The sequence below is a fragment of the Streptomyces sp. NPDC002088 genome, from assembly GCF_040296605.1.
Taxonomy (GTDB): Bacteria; Actinomycetota; Actinomycetes; order Streptomycetales; family Streptomycetaceae; genus Streptomyces.
Map to the genome: position 1 here is coordinate 1 of NZ_JBEOXO010000003.1, position 20,285 is coordinate 20,285.

The window sequence follows — 20,285 nt, forward strand, 5'->3', positions numbered from 1 at the left end:
CGCGACCGCGGGCTGACCGCAGCCGACCGGGCCGCCGCACAGAGGCAGGTCGCCGCCCCCAGGCCCCCGCTTCGGCCTGAACGGCCTTGTCCTGTAACGCCGATCGGGCTGAAACGCCGAGGGGCGGTACAAGGGGTTCCGGCCGGGCGAGCGGGCAGGCACTGTGGGAGGGAACGGTTCTCCAGACCCTCCCCACAGACCTCCCCCCCCCCGCAGACCTCACCACTGCATCCCACCGGGGCAATCCCTAGGCGGTGACAGGCACATGGCACTGGGTACGGCCACGGCCCCGTACGAGACGCGGTTCGACGCCGGGCGGATCTGCCTGGATCTCCTCGCGACCACCCACCCCGGGGAACGGCTCGACTCCCTCGCCCCGTTGTGCGCCTGGATCACCCGGTCCGGGCTGGTCCCGCCGGGCACCCCGCTCACACACGCCGACGCGTCGTGGCTCGTCGGATTCCGAGAACTGCGTGCGCAGGCAGGACGGTTGGTGCGTGGGCACCTCGCCGCCCAGGTCCGCCCGTACGGCAGTACCGACGGTACCGACGCGCGGCCCCACGACCTTGCCCTGGCCCGCGTCAACGAGTTCGCCCGTACCGCGCCGCCCGTCCCGCGGGCGATCCGCGGCGAGGACGGCAGGCTCGTACGGGAGTTGGACGGTCCGCCGGAGTGCGCCGCGCTGCTCGCCGCCGTCGCCCGGGACTGCGTGGAACTGCTCACGGACCCGGTCGCCCGGGCCGGACTGCGGCAGTGCGAGGGCGACAACTGCCCGATAGTCTACCTGGATACGTCCCGTGGACACCGGAGGCGCTGGTGCTCCAGCGAGGTCTGCGGGAACCGCGAAAGGGTGGCCCGGCACCGTCGTCGCGCGGCCCTCAGCCAAGCCTAGGTGTCTGCTATGCACCTTCTGTGAGGGGAGCGTCGAAGCATTGTCGAAGTGATTTCGACAACACTCCGTTCGCCTCTGTTTGCCTCCGGCGCCGCACGGGCAGTCGGAGCGATCTTGCCGATGTGACGGAAATGTAAAGATCGTGCGGTGGGAATGTGCATCCATGTCCGTCACGTCATGTCACGCACAAGAAAACTGTCGCCTCGCTTTGAACATCACGCGACCCGCATCCGTACCCGTGCACGAGCGACCGACTGGGGGAACCCCCGGACACCGGAGGTGGGCGTGCGCAAGGATTCCGTCGTGGCCAATGAACGTGGATCGAGGGCCCGACATCGCATGTCCCAGCCCTCGGAACCTGACGAGGAGCTGATGCGTGCTCTCTATCGAGAGCACGCCGGACCCCTCCTTGCGTATGTCTTGCGGCTGGTCGCCGGAGACCGGCAGCGTGCCGAGGACGTCGTGCAGGAGACGCTCATCCGTGCCTGGAAGAACGCCGGTCAGCTCAACCGGGCGACCGGATCGGTACGCCCCTGGCTGGTGACGGTCGCACGCCGCATCGTCATCGACGGCCACCGCAGCCGGCAGGCCCGGCCGCAGGAGGTCGATCCGTCGCCGCTGGAGGTCATCCCCGCGGAGGACGAGATCGACAAGGCGCTTTGGTTGATGACGCTTTCGGACGCGCTGGACGACCTGACCCCTGCCCACCGGGAGGTCCTCGTCGAGACGTACTTCAAGGGGCGTACGGTCAATGAGGCGGCCGAGACGCTGGGCATCCCGAGCGGCACGGTCCGCTCCCGGGTGTTCTACGCCCTGCGGTCGATGAAGCTGGCACTGGAGGAGCGGGGGGTGACAGCGTGATGAGCGTTTACGGGGGGTTCGGAACGGGTGGTTCGGGTATGTCTGGCCCCATGGAGGGATCATCGGCCCCGAACGAGCACGAGACTGTCGGCGCCTACGCCCTCGGGATTCTTGACGACGCCGAGGCAACCGCTTTCGAGGCCCACCTCGCGACCTGCGAATGGTGCGCCCAGCAGCTCGACGAGCTCGCCGGGATGGAGCCGATGCTGGCCGCGCTCGCGGACCTGCCGGGCGCCGGCACACCCGCGATCGGTGAGTCCCTGTCCGCCAAGCCCAGCCCACGGCTGGCGGAGAAGCTCGTCGACGAGGTCTCCGAGCGCCGCGCCGTCAAGCGCCGGCGCAGCTTCTACCTCGTGGCGGCCGCGGCCGCGCTGATCATCGGCGGCCCGCTGACGGTGCTGGCGGCGACCGGCGGCTCGGACAACAGCGGCAACATGGCGGCCGGCCCCGCTCAGACCGCCTTCCAGACCATGACCGACAAGAAGTCCGCCACGGACCCGACGACGCACGTCACCGCGACCGTGGCCGTGGAGAAGAAGGCCTGGGGCACCCACGCCGTCCTCCAGCTCAAGAACGTCACCGGCCCGGAGAAGTGCTCGCTCATCGCCGTCGGCAAGAACGGCGAGCGCGAGACCGTCACCTCCTGGTCCGTGCCGAACTGGGGCTACGGCCTGCCCAACGCCAAGACCGAAGAGGCGAAGAACCCGCTCTACGTCCACGGCGGCGCCGCCTTCACCCCCAACGAGATCGACCACTTCGAAGTCATGACCTTCGACGGGAAGCGGTTGGTGGAGGTCGACTCCTAGGACCTGTCGCTTCCCGGGCGGGCCCCCTTCGCGTACGGTTGACGGCTGCCCAGCACGTCAGAAGGGGGCCCGGTGGCCGCTCAGGCTCAACAGGAAACCGCGGTCGGTTCGGTTCACGACGCAGTGCGAGACAACGCAGTGCAAGACTCCGTACGGGACCGGGAGATCAGCATCGAGCAGGAACACCTGGACCGGGTGTACCGCAGGCTCGAGGAGAAGATCCATGAGGCCGAGTACCTCATGAACGACGCGGCCAAGCGCGGCCAGGTCGGTACGCCCGGCGCGCTCGCCGAGCGGGACGCGCAGGTATTCCGGGCGGGGGTCCACCTCAACCGGCTGAACAACGAGTTCGAGGACTTCCTCTTCGGCCGTATCGACCTGCTCCTCGGCAAGGACGGCAAGAAGGGCCCCGACGGCGCGTACACCGCCGTCGAGCCCGCCGAGGGGGCCGTCCGCGACGACAACACGGCCGACATCGCCGAGACCCTCCACATCGGCCGCATCGGCGTCCTCGACCAGGACTACGCCCCCCTGGTCATCGACTGGCGGGCCCCCGCGGCCGCGCCGTTCTACCGCTCCACCCCGGTCGACCCCGGCCGGGTCGTGCGCCGCCGGGTCATCCGCTCCAAGGGCCGCCGCGTCCTCGGCGTCGAGGACGACCTGATGCGCCCCGAACTGAAGGCGTCGCTGGACGGCCGGGAGCTGCCCGTCATCGGCGACGGCGCCCTGATGGCCGCCCTCGGCCAGGCCCGCAGCCACACCATGCGGGACATCGTCGCCTCCATCCAGGCCGAACAGGACCTGGTGATCCGCGCCCCCGCCGCCTCCGTGACGTACGTCGAGGGCGGCCCCGGCACCGGCAAGACGGCCGTCGCCCTGCACCGGGCGGCCTACCTCCTCTACCAGGACCGGCGCCGGTACGCGGGCGGCATCCTGATCGTCTCGCCCACGCCCCTGCTGGTCGCGTACACCGAGGGCGTCCTGCCGTCCCTCGGCGAGGAGGGCCAGGTCGCCATCCGCGCCATCGGCTCCCTCGTCGACGGCGCGGAGGCCACCCTGTACGACTCGCCGGCGGTGGCCCGCGCCAAGGGCTCGTACCGGATGCTGAAGGTGCTGCGGAAGGCGGCGCGCGGGGCACTGGAGTCGAACGACTCGCCCACCCGCCTCCGCGTCGTCGCCTTCGGCCGCCGCCTGGAGCTGGAGGCCGGGCAGCTGGATCGCATCCGGCACAACGTCCTCGGCGGCACCGCGCCCGTCAACCTGCTGCGTCCGCGCGCCCGCAAGCTGCTGCTCGACGCCCTGTGGGAGCAGTCCGGCGCGGCCGGCCGGCACACGGACCCCGAGCTGGCCGCCGAGCTGCGCTCCTCCTTCGACGAGGACGTCACCTCCGAGGACAGCTTCATCGAGTTCCTCGACGCCTGGTGGCCCGAGCTGGCTCCGCGCGCCGTGCTGGCGGCGATGGCCGACGACCGGCGGCTCGGGCGCTGGTCCCGGCGGATCCTCAACCCCGGCGAGGCACGCAAGGTCGCCCGCTCGCTCCGACGGGACGGCCTGTCCGTGCACGACGTGGCCATGCTGGACGAGCTCCAGGCCATCCTCGGCGCCCCGGCCCGCCCCCGGAAGAGGCGCGAGCTGGACCCGCTCGACCAGCTCACCGGTCTCGAGGAGCTGATGCCCGTACGCGAGGAGTCGCAGCGCGAGCGGGCCGAGCGGCTGGCGCAGGAGCGCGTCGAGTACGCGCACGTCATCGTCGACGAGGCGCAGGACCTGACGCCGATGCAGTGGCGCATGGTGGGCCGGCGTGGCCGGCACGCCACCTGGACGATCGTCGGCGACCCGGCCCAGTCGTCGTGGTCCGACCCCGACGAGGCGGCCGAGGCACGCGACGAGGCCCTGGGCAGCCGTCCGCGCCGCAGCTTCCAGCTGACGGTGAACTACCGCAACCCGGCCGAGATCGCCGAACTGGCGGCCAAGGTGCTCGCGCTCGCCATGCCGGGCTCCGTGTCCCCGTCCGCGGTCCGCTCCACGGGCGTCGAGCCGCGTTTCGTCCGTACGGACAAGGAACACGTCCCCACGGACAAGGGACACGGCAGTACGGACAAGGGATCCGGCGCCGGCGTACGGGAGTCGCTCGCCGAGACCGTCCGCGAGGAGGCCGCCCGGCTCCTCGACCGGGTCGACGGCACGATCGGCGTCGTCGTCGCCATGAACCGCCGCGAGGAGGCCAGGCGCTGGCTCGCCGGGCTGGGCGACCGCGTGGTGGCGCTCGGCAGCCTGGAGGCCAAGGGCCTGGAGTACGACGCGACGGTCGTCGTGTCGCCCGCGGAGATCGCGGACGAGTCACCGGCGGGGCTGCGCGTGCTGTACGTCGCGCTGACCCGGGCCACCCAGCAGCTGACGGTGGTCTCGGCCGAGCGGGACGAGCCGGATGCGACGGGGGTGCCGGACCTTCTCAGGGACTGATCCCGGTGAACCCGGAGGCCGCTGTTTCCTGTGAACTCCCCGGACGGGAATGGTGTTGCGGGATCCGTTTGTTAGCCTGGGTGTGACACCGGCTCGATCCAAGCCCCCGGGCCCAACCTTCGTCGCTACGAGCGACCACTTGCCGCGAGGCGAGCATGGCGGGTCGGTGTCATAAACGTGGAAGAGGCCCACATCACCCATGTGATGTGGGCCTCTTTTATTGAGAACACAACGATCTCAATCCAGGGCGGCTTTCTCCTACTCGCCGGTAGGTGCGACGATCGGACGGCAAACCCACGACCAGCAGTGCAGAGGAAGTCGGCCATGGCAACGGCGCCCAGCGTCTCCTACTCGATGACGATCCGGCTGGAGGTGCCCGCGAGCGGAACCGCCGTCTCGCAGCTCACCAACGTCGTGGAGTCCTCCGGAGGCTCGGTGACCGGCCTCGACGTCACCGCATCCGGGCACGAGAAGCTCCAGATCGACGTCACGATCGCGGCCACCTCGACCGCGCACGCCAACGAGATCGTCGAGAAGCTCCGCGGCATCGAGGGCGTCACCCTCGGCAAGGTCTCGGACCGTACGTTCCTCATGCACCTCGGCGGCAAGATCGAGATGCAGTCCAAGCACCCCATCCGCAACCGTGACGACCTGTCCATGATCTACACGCCGGGTGTGGCCCGCGTGTGCATGGCGATCGCGGAGAACCCCGAGGACGCGCGCCGCCTCACCATCAAGCGCAACTCCGTTGCGGTCGTGACGGACGGCTCGGCCGTGCTGGGCCTGGGCAACATCGGCCCGAAGGCGGCCCTGCCGGTCATGGAGGGCAAGGCCGCCCTGTTCAAACGCTTCGCCGGCATCGACGCCTGGCCGCTGTGCCTGGACACCCAGGACACCGACGCGATCGTCGAGATCGTCAAGGCGATCGCCCCGGGCTTCGCCGGTATCAACCTCGAGGACATCTCCGCCCCCCGCTGCTTCGAGATCGAGGCCCGGCTGCGCGAGGCCCTCGACATCCCCGTCTTCCACGACGACCAGCACGGCACCGCGATCGTCGTCCTCGCCTCCCTGACGAACGCCCTGCGTGTGGTGGGCAAGGCGATCGAGAGCGTGCGCGTCGTCATGTCGGGCGCCGGCGCGGCCGGCACGGCCATCCTCAAGCTGCTCATCGCCGCGGGCGTCAAGAACGCCGTCGTCGCCGACATCCACGGCGTCGTCCACGCCGACCGCGCCGACCTGGTGGACGCCGCCCCGGACTCGGCGCTGCGCTGGATCGCCGACAACACCAACCCCGAGGGCCTCACCGGCACGCTGAAGGAGGCCGTGCGCGACGCGGACGTCTTCATCGGCGTCTCCGCCCCGAACGTCCTCGACGGCGACGACGTGGCCGCCATGGCCGACGGTGCGATCGTGTTCGCGCTCGCGAACCCGGACCCCGAGGTGGACCCGGCAATCGCCCGCCAGACGGCGGCAGTTGTGGCCACCGGCCGCTCCGACTTCCCCAACCAGATCAACAACGTGCTGGTCTTCCCGGGTGTCTTCCGCGGCCTGCTGGACGCGCAGTCCCGGACCGTCAACACGGAGATGATGCTGGCCGCCGCGAAGGCCCTCGCCGACGTGGTGACCGAGGACGAGCTGAACCCGAACTACATCATCCCGAGCGTGTTCAACGACAAGGTCGCGGGCGCGGTCGCGGGTGCGGTACGGGCCGCGGCGAAGGCCGCGGGAGCGTCGGCCTCGTAGGCTCGGGGAGTGCGGGAAACCCGGTCGCTGTGCGGGTGCTGTGACGATTGCCACGGTCGGGTTTCGCCCCGGCGCGTCGCGGAACCCGGGCACCCGGCAGCCCTCTATCGTGACGGCCGGGCTCGGGCCCCTCTTTTCGTGTGACTCCCAAGGGTGTTCTCACGACTCCTGCGGGTGCCGGATTGGCTTTCCCGCCGCAGGTGGGGGCAGGATGCGTCTCTGGGCGCGAGGGTCTGAGGACGGACCCGGTCCGGGGACTGTCCGAGGCCCCTGGCAGCATCGACTTCGCTGTGCCCAATATGCGGCTCCGCCGCGTGGCACGCCTCAACGGCAAGAAGAACACGGGAGTAACAACATGAACCGCAGTGAGCTGGTGGCCGCGCTGGCCGACCGCGCCGAGGTGACCCGCAAGGACGCCGACGCCGTGCTGGCCGCGTTCGCCGAGGTCGTCGGCGACATCGTCTCCAAGGGCGACGAGAAGGTCACCATCCCCGGCTTCCTGACCTTCGAGCGCACCCACCGTGCCGCTCGCACCGCGCGCAACCCGCAGACCGGCGACCCGATCCAGATCCCGGCCGGCTACAGCGTGAAGGTCTCCGCGGGCAGCAAGCTCAAGGAAGCCGCGAAGGGCAAGTAAGCCCCCGCGTGCGTCTCGGGACGACGTACGAGACTTAAGCGACGCCAATGGGGCGGCCCCCCTCACCGGGGGCCGCCCCATCGTCGTATGTACGGCGTCAGCCGAGTGCCTTGCCCGGCAGCTCCACCTTGGCCCCCAGCTCCACCAACTTCTCCATGCTGTGTCTATCCGGGGGCGGCGACATCAGCGGCTTCGCCGCGGGCCCCCGGACCCCCAGCCGAGACCGGCGCTGCCCTGGGCCGGAGCTGTGGGGCTGCGGTCAGCCGAGTGCCTTGCCCGGCAGCTCCACCTTGGCCCCCAGCTCCACCAACTTCTCCATGAAGTTCTCGTAGCCACGGTTGATCAGGTCGATGCCGTGGACGCGTGACGTGCCCTGGGCGGCCAGGGCGGCGATGAGGTACGAGAAGCCGCCGCGGAGGTCGGGGATGACCAGGTCGGCGCCCTGGAGCTTCGTCGGGCCGGACACGACCGCGGAGTGCAGGAAGTTGCGCTGGCCGAAGCGGCAGTCAGAGCCGCCGAGGCACTCGCGGTAGAGCTGGATGTGGGCGCCCATCTGGTTGAGGGCGGACGTGAAGCCCAGGCGGGACTCGTAGACCGTCTCGTGGATGATGGACAGGCCCGTGGCCTGGGTCAGGGCGACCACCAGGGGCTGCTGCCAGTCCGTCTGGAAGCCCGGGTGCACGTCCGTTTCGAGGGCGATGGACTTCAACTGGCTGCCCGGGTGCCAGAAGCGGATGCCCTGGTCGTCGATCTCGAAGGCGCCACCCACCTTCCGGTAGGTGTTCAGGAACGTCATCATCGAGCGCTGCTGGGCGCCGCGGACGTAGATGTTCCCCTCGGTCGCCAGCGCCGCGGACGCCCACGAGGCGGCCTCCAGGCGGTCCGGGAGGGCCGCGTGGGTGTAGCCGCCGAGCGAGTCGACGCCGGTGATGCGGATCGTGCGGTCGGTGTCCATCGCGATGATCGCGCCCATTTTCTGCAGGACGCAGATCAGGTCCTCGATCTCCGGCTCGACCGCCGCGTTCGAGAGCTCGGTGACGCCTTCCGCGAGGACCGCCGTCAGCAGCACCTGCTCGGTCGCACCCACGGACGGGTACGGCAGCCGGATCTTCGTGCCGCGCAGCCGCGTCGGCGCCTCCAGGTACTGGCCGTCCGCCCGCTTCTCGATCCGCGCGCCGAACTGCCGCAGCACCTCGAAGTGGAAGTCGATGGGCCGGCCGCCGATGTCGCAGCCGCCGAGGCCCGGGATGAACGCGTGGCCCAGGCGGTGCAGCAGCGGGCCGCAGAACAGGATCGGGATACGGCTCGAACCCGCGTGGGCATCGATGTCGGCGACGTTCGCGCTCTCCACGTGCGACGGATCCATCACCAGCTCGCCCGGCTCCTCACCCGGACGGACCGTCACCCCGTGCAGCTGGAGCAGACCGCGTACGACCCGCACGTCACGGATGTCGGGAACGTTGCGCAGCCGGCTTGGCGCGCTGCCCAGCAGGGCGGCGACCATGGCCTTCGGTACGAGGTTCTTCGCACCGCGGACACGGATCTCGCCCTCCAGCGGGGTTCCGCCGTGGACAAGCAGGACATCGTCGTTGACGGTCATGTATCTCGCGTTCCGATGAGTTGGGCAGGGGAGATGAGACAGACTAATCGCCGCGCACCCCTCTCCCGTAAGCCCAAGTACCGCCCAGCAACGTCATAGCTGTGTCACAACACGAACCGTTCCCAATCGGGCACATGGGGTCACCGGCGCGGGCGTGCGGGTGGGGTGCGTCCGTGCGCCCTCGGCCGCCTTCACTCCCGTGCCCGATTGGCTCCCCACATGGTGGGCAGATGCGGGATCATGTCTGGCATGACCGAGGTGTCCTCGCTCACAGGGCGGCTGCTCGTGGCAACGCCCGCCCTGGCGGACCCGAACTTCGACCGTGCGGTGGTGCTCCTTCTCGACCACGACGAGGAGGGCTCCCTCGGTGTCGTCCTCAACCGCCCTACACCGGTGGGCGTGCGCGACATCCTGGAGGGCTGGGCGGATCTGACCGGCGAGCCCGGCGTGGTCTTCCAGGGCGGTCCGGTCTCCCTCGACTCGGCGCTGGGCGTCGCGGTGATCCCGGGCGGCGGCTCGGCCGAACGGGCGCCGCTGGGCTGGCGCCGGGTGCACGGCGCGATCGGGCTCGTGGACCTGGAGGCCCCGCCGGAGCTGCTCGCCTCCGCCCTCGGTTCCCTGCGGATCTTCGCCGGTTACGCCGGCTGGGGCCCCGGCCAGCTGGAGGACGAACTGGTCGAGGGCGCGTGGTACGTCGTCGAGTCCGAACCGGGCGACGTCTCCTCCCCGTCCCCCGAGAGACTCTGGCGCGAGGTCCTGCGCCGCCAGCGCAACGAACTGGCGATGGTGGCCACGTATCCGGACGACCCTTCGCTCAACTGATGCCTGTGAGCTTCAGTACCCTTGGCGATATGAGCACTCTTGAGCCCGAGCGCGGGACTGGTACGGGGACCCTCGTAGAGCCGACGCCACAGGTGTCCCACGGCGACGGCGACCACGAGCGCTTCGCCCACTACGTCCAGAAGGACAAGATCATGGCGAGCGCCCTCGACGGGACCCCCGTCGTGGCGCTCTGCGGCAAGGTCTGGGTGCCCGGCCGCGACCCGAAGAAGTACCCGGTGTGTCCCATGTGCAAGGAGATCTACGACTCCATGGGCGCCGGTGGCGGCGACGGCAAGGGCGGCGACGGCAAGAAGTAGCCCTTCGCCTTCAGAACCTCCCGAACTTTCAGAAGGCCCCCGGAGCGCACTTTGGTGCACTCCGGGGGCCTTCGTGTGTTTTGCCGTTGCAAGGAGTGCGTCGGCCGGTCACAGAGTGGTTGAGACCTCTTGTGGGCGTGTTCATGAAGTCCCTAGCCTCCGCAGTGTTGTGCAGAGCGAAACCGTCATTGCGCATGTTGCAACGCCTCATCGGAGGAGTACGCCATGAAGCTGTCCGTCCGACGCGCCGCGCCAGCGGCCCTCCTGCTCGCCGTCACCCTCGCAGGCGCCGCCTGCGCCCCTCAGACCTCCGCCGACTCCACCTCCGACAAGGACGACAAGACCGGCACGCTGCGCGTGTGGCTCTTCCAGGAGGTCGGCAACAAGCCGAAGCAACAGGTCGTCGACTCCGTCGTCGCCGCCTTCGAGAAGGCCCACGAGGGTACGAAGGTCGACGTCGAGTACATCCCCGTGGAGACCCGCGCCCAGCGCGTCAAGGCCGCGTTCAACGACCCGAAGTCCGCCCCCGACGTCATGGAGTACGGCAACACCGACACCGCCGGCTACGTCCACGACGGCGGACTCCTCGACGTCACCAAGGAGTTCCGCACCTGGAGCGAGGCCAAGGACACCGACCCCACGGCCCGCCAGTCGGTCACCGTGGACGGCAAGGTCTACGGCGCGCCCTTCTACGTCGGTGTCCGCGCCCTGTACTACCGCACGGACGTCTTCGAGGAACTGGGCCTGGAAGTCCCGAAGACGATGGCCGAGCTGGCCTCGACGGCCCGCAGGATCCGCGCCGCGAAGCCCGACCTCTACGGCCTGGTCGTCGGCGGCGCCTACACGTACGGCGCGATGCCCTTCATCTGGGCCAACGGCGGCGAACTCGCCGCCGGCAAGAACGGCTCGTACGCCTCCGCCATCGACAGCGCGGCCGCCCAGGAGGGCATCAAGGCCTACACCTCCCTCTTCTCCGACGACAACTGTCCCGCCGCCAAGTGCGCGGGCATGGGCGGCAACGACACGGTCACCGCGTTCGCCGCGGGCAAGGCGGGCATGGCGATCGGCGGCGACTTCAGCCACACGGCCGTGGAGGCCGGGAAGGTGAAGGGCGAGTACGCGGTCGTCCCGCTGCCGGGTGTCGCGTCCGGCTCGATCGCCCCGGCGTTCGCGGGCGGCAACAACATCGGCGTCCTGAAGAGCACCTCGCACCGCACCCTCGCCGTCGACCTCATGGAACAGCTCGCGTCGAAGCAGAGCCAGACCGAACTTTTCGACGCGATGGGCTTCCTGCCCACGTTCACGGACGTACGGGACAAGGCGGCGGCCAAGCAGCCGTACGTGAAGCCCTTCGTCCAGACCCTCTCCGCCGGCACCAAGTTCGTCCCGGCCTCTCCCGCCTGGTCCCAGATCGACTCCTCCCTCGTCCTGCCGACCATGTTCCAGGAGGTCATCAGCGGCAAGAAGGACGTGGCGGCGGCCTCGAAGGACGCGGCGACGAAGATGAACGACGCGTTCGGCACCGCCGGGTGAGGCGGATGGGCAACCGCGCCACCTGGACCCCCTGGCTCTACCTGGCCCCCGCCCTCGTCGTCCTCGGCGGGTTGCTGGTCTACCCGGTCTACCAGCTCGGCCTGATCTCCTTCTTCCAGTACACCCAGGCCCAGGTCAGCGGCGGCGAACCGACCACCTTCCAGGGCTTCGGCAACTACGCGACCCTTTTGGGGGACGAGCAGTTCTGGCAGGTGCTGCTGGCGACCGTGCTGTTCGCGGCGGCCTGTGTGGTGTCGACCCTCGCCGTCGGATGCGCGCTCGCCGTGCTGCTCACGCGCGTGCGTGCCGTGCCCCGGCTCGCCCTGATGCTGGCCGCGCTCGGCGCCTGGGCGACCCCGGCCGTCACCGGGTCCACGGTCTGGCTGCTCCTCTTCGACCCGGACTTCGGACCGGTGAACCGGCTCCTCGGGCTCGGCGACCACTCCTGGACGTACGGGCGGTACAGCGCCTTCTTCCTCGTCCTGCTGGAAGTGGTCTGGTGTTCCTTCCCGTTCGTGATGGTGACGGTCTACGCCGGCATCCGTACCGTACCGGGCGAGGTGCTGGAGGCGGCCGAACTGGACGGCGCCTCGCAGTGGCGCATCTGGCGTTCGGTGCTCGCGCCGATGCTGCGGCCGATCCTGACGGTGGTCACCATCCAGTCGGTCATCTGGGACTTCAAGGTGTTCACCCAGATCTACGTCATGACGAACGGCGGCGGCATCGCCGGCCAGAACCTCGTCCTGAACGTGTACGCCTACCAGAAGGCCTTCGCGTCCTCGCAGTACGGCCTCGGCTCGGCGATCGGCGTCGTGATGCTGCTGATCCTGCTCGCCGTCACGCTGGTGTACCTGCGGCTGCTGCGCAGGCAGGGGGAGGAGCTGTGAGAGTCGTGAGGACCTTGAGCATCATCAGGGTCGTGAAACCCGGGCGCGCGGTCGCCGAGGCGGCGACGCTGCTGATCGCCGCCGTGGTCGCCTTCCCCCTGTACTGGATGGTGCTGAGCGCTTTCAAACCGGCCGGGGAGATCGAGTCGGCCGAGCCGCGGCCCTGGACCATGGCGCCGTCCCTGGATTCCTTCCGCCGGGTGTTCGGGCAGCAGGAATTCGGCCGCTACTTCCTCAACAGCCTCGTTGTGGCGTGCTCCGTCGTGATCGCCTCCGCGCTGATCGCGTTTCTCGCCGCGACCGCAGTGACACGATTCCGGTTCCGCTTCCGGACCACGTTGCTGATCATGTTCCTGGTGGCCCAGATGGTGCCGGTGGAGGCGCTCACGATCCCCTTGTTCTTCCTCATGCGGGACTTCGGCCGGCTGAACACCCTGGGGTCGCTGATCCTGCCCCACATCGCCTTCTCGCTGCCGTTCGCGATCTGGATGCTGCGGGGGTTCGTGAAAGCCGTGCCGGAGGCGTTGGAGGAGGCCGCGTACATCGACGGAGCGAGCCGTGCGCGATTCCTCTGGCAGATCCTTTTCCCGCTCGTCCTGCCGGGGCTCGTGGCCACGAGCGTGTTTTCCTTCATCTCCGCCTGGAACGACTTCCTGTTCGCCAAGTCCTTCATCATCAGCGACATGTCCCAGTCGACCCTGCCGATGGCTCTTCTCGTGTTCTACAAGCCCGACGAGCCGGACTGGGGTGGTGTCATGGCCGCCTCAACGGTGATGACGATTCCGGTGCTGATCTTCTTCGTACTCGTACAGCGACGGCTGGTCTCCGGACTGGGCGGAGCGGTAAAGGACTGACGGTATGAGTGACATTCCGTACCACCTGTTCCCGGGGCTCGACGTGGAGCTGATTCCCGCCCCGAGCCGCCTGTCGCCCTCGATCGGCGGCGGTACGGGGTACCTCGTCGACGAGGAGACCGAGATCGAGGCGACGCCCGGCACCGGGCGGGTCGCGCAGTGGCTGCGCGCGACCGTCGGCGCGGCAACCGGATATCCGCTGCCTCCCCACTCGGGCAACGGGAACCGCATTCTGCTGCGGATCATCCCCGAACTCGCCGACGAACTCGGCGGCCCCGAGGCGTACCGCTTCACCGCCGACGGCCACGTCGTCGCCATCGACGGGGCGAGCGAGGCGGGCCTGTTCTGGGGCGCCCAGACCTTCCGTCAGCTGCTCGGTGCCGACGCCTTCCGCCGTGCCCCACTCGCCCGGAAGCCGGAGTGGGAGGTGCCCGCCGTCACCATCCACGACGCCCCCCGCTTCCGCTGGCGCGGCCTCATGCTCGACGTCGCCCGGCACTTCATGCCCAAGGAAGGCGTGCTGCGTTATCTGGATCTGATGGCCGCGCACAAACTCAACGTCTTCCACTTCCACCTGACGGACGACCAGGGCTGGCGCGTCGAGATCAAGCGGTACCCGAGGCTGACGGAGGCCGGCTCCTGGCGCTCGCGCACGAAATTCGGCCACCGCTCCTCCCCGCTGTGGGAGGAGAAGCCGCACGGTGGCTACTACACCCAGGACGACATCCGGGAGATCGTCGCCTACGCCGCCGAGCGGCATATCGCCGTCGTCCCCGAAATCGACGTACCGGGACACTCGCAGGCCGCCATCGCCGCGTATCCGGAACTCGGCAACACCGACGTCATCGACACCTCCGCCCTCACCGTCTGGGACAACTGGGGGATCTCTCCGAACGTACTCGCCCCCACCGACAACACCCTGCGCTTCTACGAGGGGGTGTTCGAGGAACTGCTCGACCTGTTCCCGTCGGAGTTCGTCCACGTCGGCGGCGACGAATGCCTCAAGGACCAGTGGCGGCAGTCGCCCGCCGCGCAGGCCCGCATCAAGGAGCTCGGGCTCGCCGACGAGGACGAACTCCAGGCGTGGTTCATCAGGCACTTCGACACGTGGCTCTCCGCGCGCGGGCGCAGGCTCATCGGCTGGGACGAGATCCTGGAGGGCGGGCTGGCCGAGGGGGCGGCGGTGTCCTCGTGGCGCGGTTACGAGGGCGGGATCGCCGCCGCGCGGGCCGGCCACGACGTCGTCATGTGCCCCGAGCAGCAGGTGTACCTGGACCACCGGCAGGACGCGGGCGAGGACGAGCCCGTCCCGATCGGCTACGTCCGCACCCTGGAGGACGTCTACCGCTTCGAGCCCGTCCCGGCGCAGCTGACGGAGGAACAGGCACGGCACGTGCTGGGCACGCAGGCCAACCTGTGGACCGAGGTGATGGAGGACCAGGCGCGCGTGGACTACCAGGCCTTCCCGAGGCTCGCCGCGTTCGCCGAGGTCGCCTGGGGCCGGCTGCCCGCCCCGGCGGAACGGGACTTCGCCGACTTCGAGCGGCGGATGGCCGTCCACTACCGTCGACTTGACGCCCTGGGCGTCGCCTACCGGCCGCCCGCCGGTCCGCACCCGTGGCAGCGGCGCCCCGGTGTGCCCGGCCGCCCGATCGACGGCCCACCGCCGAGCCGATAGGGACGGCTGTCGCCAGGCTTGCCTCGAACAGGTCACAGAAAAGACGCATAAGGGTCACCGAAGAGTGTCAATCGTTATGCACGGGTGATGCCGTGCGAAAACGGTCCATCTCCTCGGTGAGGTGGGCGAATGCCTCCTAGCGGACCCCCGCGTTCGGGCCCTGCGAAGATGTGCCAGAGTTGCCACGTCCGCCCTGTCAGCACGTACCGTACGGCAGCACAGGTGGGACCAGGTGGGGCAGCGGGAAGGGGCAGCCGGTTTGACCACGCACGCACCGCAGGCGGGGCAGGCCGTCACGCTGCCCACGACACTGGACGAGGCCGTGGCGGCACTTACCGCGGTGCCCGCCGCCGTGCCCGTCGCCGGCGGCACCGACCTCATGGCCGCCGTCAACTCCGGCCAGCTCCGGCCCGCCGCCCTGGTCGGCCTCGGCCGGATCAGCGAGATCCGCGGCTGGCAGTACCAGGACGGACACGCGCTGCTCGGCGCGGGCCTCACCCACGCGCGTATGGGCCGCCCCGACTTCGCCGCCCTGATCCCCGCGCTCGCCGCCGCCGCGCGCGCCGCGGGCCCGCCGCACATCCGCAACGCGGGCACCCTGGGCGGCAACATCGCCTCCGCGTCGCCCACCGGGGACGCGTTGCCGGTGCTGGCCGCCCTGGAGGCGACGCTGATCATCGCGGGCCCCGGCGGAGCCCGCCGCGAGATGCCCGTGTCGCACCTGCTGGCGGGCATGGAGATGCTGCGCGCCGGAGAACTCATCGGCTACGTGCGCGTGCCGCTGCTGCACGCCCCGCAGGTCTTCCTGAAGGCGACCGGCCGCACCGGGCCCGGGCGCGCCACCGCGTCCGTGTCGCTCGTCCTGGACCCCGCCCGGCGCGGAGTCAGGTGCGCCGTCGGCGCCATAGCGCCGATGCCGCTGCGGCCGCTGGAGGCCGAGCAGTGGGTCGCCCGGCTCATCGACTGGGACAACGGCCGTGCGATCGTCCCGGAGGCGCTGAACGCCTTCGGCGAGTACGTCGCCGCGGCCTGCATTCCCGACCCGGTGCCGGACGCCGACGGCTCCGTGCCGCAGCTTCCGCCCGCCGTACTGCACCTGCGGCGCACCGTCGCCGCGCTGGCCCGACGAGCACTGGGGAGGGCGTTGTCGTGACCGACGACCAGCACGGACAGGGCGCGTCCCAGGGCAGTGGCCGCTGGGATCCGCTGCCCCAGGGCGACTACGACGACGGCGCGACCGCCTTCGTGAAGCTTCCTGAGGGCGGCATCGACGCCCTCCTGGCCGCACGCGGCGACAGCCCGCTCGCCGCGCCCGGCCACGGCTACGTGCCACCGCAGATAACGGTCACTTCCCACCCGGACGCGGCGACCGACCCGGGAGTCACCGGCATGTGGGCGGTGCCCGCGGACGCCGTCCAGTGGCCCGACCCCAACGCCGTGCCCCAGGAGGCGGGCGGAGGCGACCAGTTCACGTACCACCCCGGGGTCACCGGTCAGTGGAACTTCGAGGACACCACGGTCGCCGAGTCCGCCCCGGCCCCCGGCCACGACGTGACCGGCCAGTGGTCGATCCCCGTCGCCGGCGGCGACCTTCCGGATGAATCGGGCGAGTTCACCACGTCGGCACTGGTGGAGCAGTGGGGTGGAACCCCGCCGTCCACCCTCCCCGGCGGCGCGCCCGCGCCCTGGGCGACCGGTGCGACCGGCGCGACGGGACAGCCGTGGGGGCAGCAGGCGCTCGCGCAGCCGCCGACGCCCGCGCCGGACGCCCACACCGAGCCGTACGCGCCCGCGCAGCCCCTCCACGTGGCCCAGGAGGCCCCGGGGGCCGATGACGCGCCCGAGAACGTCCACGGAGCCGCTGAGGCGCCTGAGGAGGCCACTGAGCCCGCCGGCCCCGCCGCCGAGGCCGAGGAGTCCCGCGCGACCCCGGAGGAACCGGCACTGGCGGACGAGGCGGCCCCGGACTCCCCGGAGCACACCGCCGCCCCGGAGCGCCCCGCCGCCCCGGCGGACGCCACCCCCGCGACACCACCCCACGACGACCACCCCCTCGCCTCCTACGTCCTGCGCGTCAACGGCTCCGAGCGCCCCGTCGCCGACGCGTGGATCGGCGAGTCGCTGCTGTACGTGCTGCGCGAGCGGCTCGGCCTCGCGGGCGCCAAGGACGGCTGCTCGCAGGGCGAGTGCGGCGCCTGCAACGTCCAGGTCGACGGCCGGCTCGTCGCCTCCTGCCTGGTGCCCGCCGTCACCGCCGCCGGCAGCGAGGTCCGTACCGTCGAGGGCCTGGCCGTCGACGGGCGGTCCTCGGACGTGCAGCGGGCGCTCGCCAGGTGCGGCGCCGTGCAGTGCGGTTTCTGCGTGCCGGGCATGGCGATGACCGTGCACGACCTCCTGGAGGGCAACCCCGCCCCGACGGAGCTGGAGACCCGCCAGGCCCTGTGCGGCAATCTGTGCCGCTGCTCCGGCTACCGGGGCTTCCTGGACGCTGTACGCGAAGTGGTCGCCGAACGCGAGGCGCACGCCGCGGCGGACGCCGACCCGGACGCGGACGAGGCACGTATCCCGCACCAGGCGGGCCCCGGCGCCGGCGGCGTCAACGCGTCTGCGTTCGACCCCCCAGGCACCCGAGGAACCCCCGGAACACCGGGACCGCACGACGGGACGCATGACCGGACGTACGGCCAGGACGGAGGCCAGGCGTGAGCAACGAAGCCGCCACCGCGACCACCGCCGCCGAGGCAGCCCCCGCCCCCGAACCGATCCCGCACGGCCTCGGCGCCTCCCTGCGGCCCGCCGACGCCCGCGCCAAGACCGAGGGCACGTTCCCGTACGCGGCCGACCTGTGGGCCGAGGGCCTGCTGTGGGCGGCCGTGCTGCGCTCCCCGCACCCCCACGCGCGCATCGTCTCCATCGACACCTCCCACGCGCGCGAGATGCCCGGCGTACGGGCCGTCGTCACCCACGAGGACGTCCCCGGCGGCGCGCTGTACGGACGCGGCAGAGCCGACCGCCCGGTCTTCGCCTCCGACGTCGTACGCCACCACGGCGAGCCCATCGCCGCCGTCGCCGCCGACCACCCGGACACCGCACGCATGGCCGCGGCGGCCGTCATCGTCGAGTACGAGGTGCACGAGCCGGTCACCGACCCCGAGCAGGCCTTCGAAGCGGAACCCCTGCACCCCGACGGCAACCTGATCCGCCACATCCCGCTGCACCACGGCGACGCGGAGGTGGTCGGCGAGGTCGTCGTCGAGGGCCAGTACCGCATCGGCCGCCAGGACCCGGCCCCCATCGGCGCCGAGGCCGGCCTCGCCGTGCCCCGCCCCGACGGCGGCGTCGAGCTCTACCTGGCCTCCACCGACCCGCACGCCGACCGCGACACCGCCGCCGCCTGCTTCGGCCTCGAACCGGAACGCGTCAAGATCGTCGTCACCGGTGTCCCCGGCGCCACCGCCGACCGCGAGGACCAGGGCTTCCAACTCCCGCTCGGCCTGCTGGCGCTGAAGACCGGCTGCCCGGTGAAACTGACCGCGACGCGCGAGGAGTCCTTCCTCGGCCACGTCCACCGGCACCCCACGCTGCTGCGCTACCGCCACCACGCCGACGCCGAGGGCAGGCTGGTGAAGGTCGAGGCGCAGATCCTGCTGGACGCGGGCCCGTACGCCGACACCTCCGCCGAGGCCCTGGCCGCCGCGGTCTCCTTCGCCTGCGGCCCGTACGTCGTCCCGAACGCCTTCATCGAGGGCTGGGCCGTCCGCACCAACAACCCGCCCTCCGGCCACGTCCGCGGCGAGGGCGCCATGCAGGTGTGCGCCGCCTACGAGGCACAGATGGACAAGCTCGCGAAGAAGCTGGGCCTCGACCCCGCCGAACTGCGTCTGCGCAACGCCATGGCCACGGGAGACGTCCTGCCGACCGGCCAGACGGTGACCTGCCCGGCACCGGTCGCCGAACTCCTCCAGGCGGTACGCGACTTTCCCCTCCCGCAGCTCCCCAAGGACGCCCCCGAGGACGAGTGGCTGCTGCCCGGCGGCCCCGAGGGCGCGGGCGAACCGGGCGCGGTACGCCGGGGCGTGGGCTACGGCGTGGGCATGGTGCACATGCTCGGCGCGGAGGGTGCCGACGAGGTGTCCACGGCGACGGTGAAGGTCCACGACGGAGTGGCGACCGTGCTCTGCGCGGCGGTGGAGACCGGCCAGGGCTTCACCACGCTGGCCCGGCAGATCGTCCAGGAGACCCTCGGCATCGACGAGGTGCACGTGGCACCGGTGGACACCGACCAGCCACCCGCGGGGCCGGGCTGCCGCGGCCGTCACACCTGGGTGTCCGGCGGCGCGGTCGAACGGGCCGCCAAGATGGTCCGTACGCAACTGCTCCAGCCCCTGGCACACAAGTTCGGCATGTCCACCGAACTGCTCCAGATCACCGACGGCAAGATCACGTCGTACGACGGAGTCCTGTCCACCACCGTCACGGAGGCCCTGGAGGGCAAGGAACTGTGGGCCACGGCCCAGTGCCGCCCCCACCCCACGGAGCCACTGAACGAGGCCGGCCAGGGCGACGCCTTCGTAGGACTCGCCTTCTGCGCGATCCGCGCGGTCGTGGACGTCGACATCGAACTGGGCTCGGTACGGGTCGTGGAACTGGCCGTCGCCCAGGACGTCGGCCGGATCCTCAACCCGACCCAGCTGGCCGCGCGCATCGAGGCGGGCGTCACCCAGGGCGTCGGCATCTCCCTCACGGAGAACCTGCGCACCCCGCGCGGCCTCGTCCGCCACCCCGACCTCACCGGGTACGCCCTGCCCACCGCCTTGGACGCGCCCGACATCCGCATCGTCAAGCTGGTCGAGGAACGGGACGTGGTCGCGCCCTTCGGGGCGAAAGCCGTCAGCGCGGTTCCGGTGGTGACGTCGCCCGCGGCGATCGCCTCCGCCGTACGGGCAGCCACCGGCCGCCCCGTGAACCGGCTGCCGATCCGCCCGCAGGCCGCGGTGGTGACGGCACAGTGACCGCGCCCGAGCCCGAGCCCGAGCACCCGCGCTACGAACCGGCACCCGGCGTCGGCAAGTTGCTGATGTGGGTCCTGCTGTTCGTACTGGCGGCGGTGGTCGTGGTGCTGGGCGGCGTGTACTTCACCTGATGCGCGAGGTGGTTGTCACCCCACGCCTCGGCCTGTGGCTGGACACCTC

17 protein-coding genes are annotated in these 20,285 nt (G+C 70.8%); 16 read left to right on the forward strand and 1 reads right to left on the reverse strand.

Going from position 1 to position 20,285, the window contains the following annotated elements; genetic code table 11:
- The first annotated feature begins 265 nt into the window (after positions 1–265).
- The 6 genes from ABT114_RS07305 (at position 266) to ABT114_RS07330 (ending at position 7,402) form a co-directional block, all read left to right on the forward strand.
- Positions 266–892: a CGNR zinc finger domain-containing protein gene (locus ABT114_RS07305; protein ID WP_351139571.1), complete on the forward strand. Its 627-nt coding sequence runs from the start codon at positions 266–268 to the stop codon at positions 890–892.
- 339 nt (positions 893–1,231) lie between these two features.
- Positions 1,232–1,753: a sigma-70 family RNA polymerase sigma factor gene (locus ABT114_RS07310; RefSeq protein ID WP_010039908.1), complete on the forward strand. Its 522-nt coding sequence runs from the start codon at positions 1,232–1,234 to the stop codon at positions 1,751–1,753.
- Complete coding sequence (locus ABT114_RS07315) at positions 1,753–2,559, forward strand: anti-sigma factor family protein (RefSeq protein WP_502987854.1); 807 nt, start codon at positions 1,753–1,755, stop codon at positions 2,557–2,559. The genes ABT114_RS07310 and ABT114_RS07315 overlap by 1 nt, the downstream gene beginning before the upstream one ends.
- 72 nt (positions 2,560–2,631) lie before the next feature.
- Positions 2,632–5,022 carry a HelD family protein gene (locus ABT114_RS07320; RefSeq protein ID WP_351139575.1) on the forward strand — a complete coding sequence of 797 codons (2,391 nt, stop codon included), beginning with the start codon at positions 2,632–2,634 and terminating at the stop codon, positions 5,020–5,022.
- Between the two features lie 324 nt (positions 5,023–5,346).
- Positions 5,347–6,765, forward strand: coding sequence for an NAD-dependent malic enzyme (locus tag ABT114_RS07325; RefSeq protein WP_351139577.1), 1,419 nt, complete (start codon positions 5,347–5,349; stop codon positions 6,763–6,765).
- A 355-nt stretch (positions 6,766–7,120) separates the two neighbouring features.
- Entirely contained in the window at positions 7,121–7,402 is a 282-nt protein-coding gene (locus ABT114_RS07330; protein WP_004000874.1) for an HU family DNA-binding protein, read from the forward strand.
- A 259-nt stretch (positions 7,403–7,661) separates the two neighbouring features.
- On the opposite strand, the gene murA is transcribed toward ABT114_RS07330, so the two are convergent.
- Entirely contained in the window at positions 7,662–9,002 is a 1,341-nt protein-coding gene (murA, locus tag ABT114_RS07335) for a UDP-N-acetylglucosamine 1-carboxyvinyltransferase (protein ID WP_351139579.1), read from the reverse strand.
- 249 nt (positions 9,003–9,251) lie between these two features.
- Between murA and ABT114_RS07340 the strand changes: the two genes are divergently transcribed.
- From ABT114_RS07340 to ABT114_RS07385, 10 genes are all read left to right on the forward strand, one after another.
- Positions 9,252–9,824 carry a YqgE/AlgH family protein gene (locus ABT114_RS07340; protein WP_351139581.1) on the forward strand — a complete coding sequence of 191 codons (573 nt, stop codon included), beginning with the start codon at positions 9,252–9,254 and terminating at the stop codon, positions 9,822–9,824.
- A gap of 29 nt (positions 9,825–9,853) precedes the next feature.
- Complete coding sequence (locus ABT114_RS07345) at positions 9,854–10,141, forward strand: DUF3039 domain-containing protein (protein WP_351139583.1); 288 nt, start codon at positions 9,854–9,856, stop codon at positions 10,139–10,141.
- Positions 10,142–10,366: 225 nt separating this feature from the next.
- Positions 10,367–11,674, forward strand: coding sequence for an extracellular solute-binding protein (locus ABT114_RS07350; RefSeq protein WP_351139585.1), 1,308 nt, complete (start codon positions 10,367–10,369; stop codon positions 11,672–11,674).
- Between the two features lie 5 nt (positions 11,675–11,679).
- Positions 11,680–12,561: a carbohydrate ABC transporter permease gene (locus tag ABT114_RS07355; protein WP_351139587.1), complete on the forward strand. Its 882-nt coding sequence runs from the start codon at positions 11,680–11,682 to the stop codon at positions 12,559–12,561.
- Between the two features lie 14 nt (positions 12,562–12,575).
- Entirely contained in the window at positions 12,576–13,415 is an 840-nt protein-coding gene (locus tag ABT114_RS07360; protein ID WP_351140504.1) for a carbohydrate ABC transporter permease, read from the forward strand.
- A 4-nt stretch (positions 13,416–13,419) separates the two neighbouring features.
- Positions 13,420–15,093, forward strand: a complete 1,674-nt coding sequence (locus ABT114_RS07365) for a beta-N-acetylhexosaminidase (RefSeq protein ID WP_351139589.1) — start codon at positions 13,420–13,422, stop codon at positions 15,091–15,093.
- A 259-nt stretch (positions 15,094–15,352) separates the two neighbouring features.
- Positions 15,353–16,246 carry an FAD binding domain-containing protein gene (locus tag ABT114_RS07370; RefSeq protein WP_351139591.1) on the forward strand — a complete coding sequence of 298 codons (894 nt, stop codon included), beginning with the start codon at positions 15,353–15,355 and terminating at the stop codon, positions 16,244–16,246.
- Positions 16,243–17,799, forward strand: coding sequence for a 2Fe-2S iron-sulfur cluster-binding protein (locus tag ABT114_RS07375; RefSeq protein WP_351139593.1), 1,557 nt, complete (start codon positions 16,243–16,245; stop codon positions 17,797–17,799). Before ABT114_RS07370 ends, ABT114_RS07375 begins: the two co-directional genes overlap by 4 nt.
- Positions 17,796–20,105, forward strand: coding sequence for a xanthine dehydrogenase family protein molybdopterin-binding subunit (locus ABT114_RS07380; RefSeq protein ID WP_351139595.1), 2,310 nt, complete (start codon positions 17,796–17,798; stop codon positions 20,103–20,105). Before ABT114_RS07375 ends, ABT114_RS07380 begins: the two co-directional genes overlap by 4 nt.
- Entirely contained in the window at positions 20,102–20,236 is a 135-nt protein-coding gene (locus ABT114_RS07385) for a hypothetical protein (protein ID WP_351139597.1), read from the forward strand. Before ABT114_RS07380 ends, ABT114_RS07385 begins: the two co-directional genes overlap by 4 nt.
- Positions 20,237–20,285 lie beyond the last annotated feature (49 nt).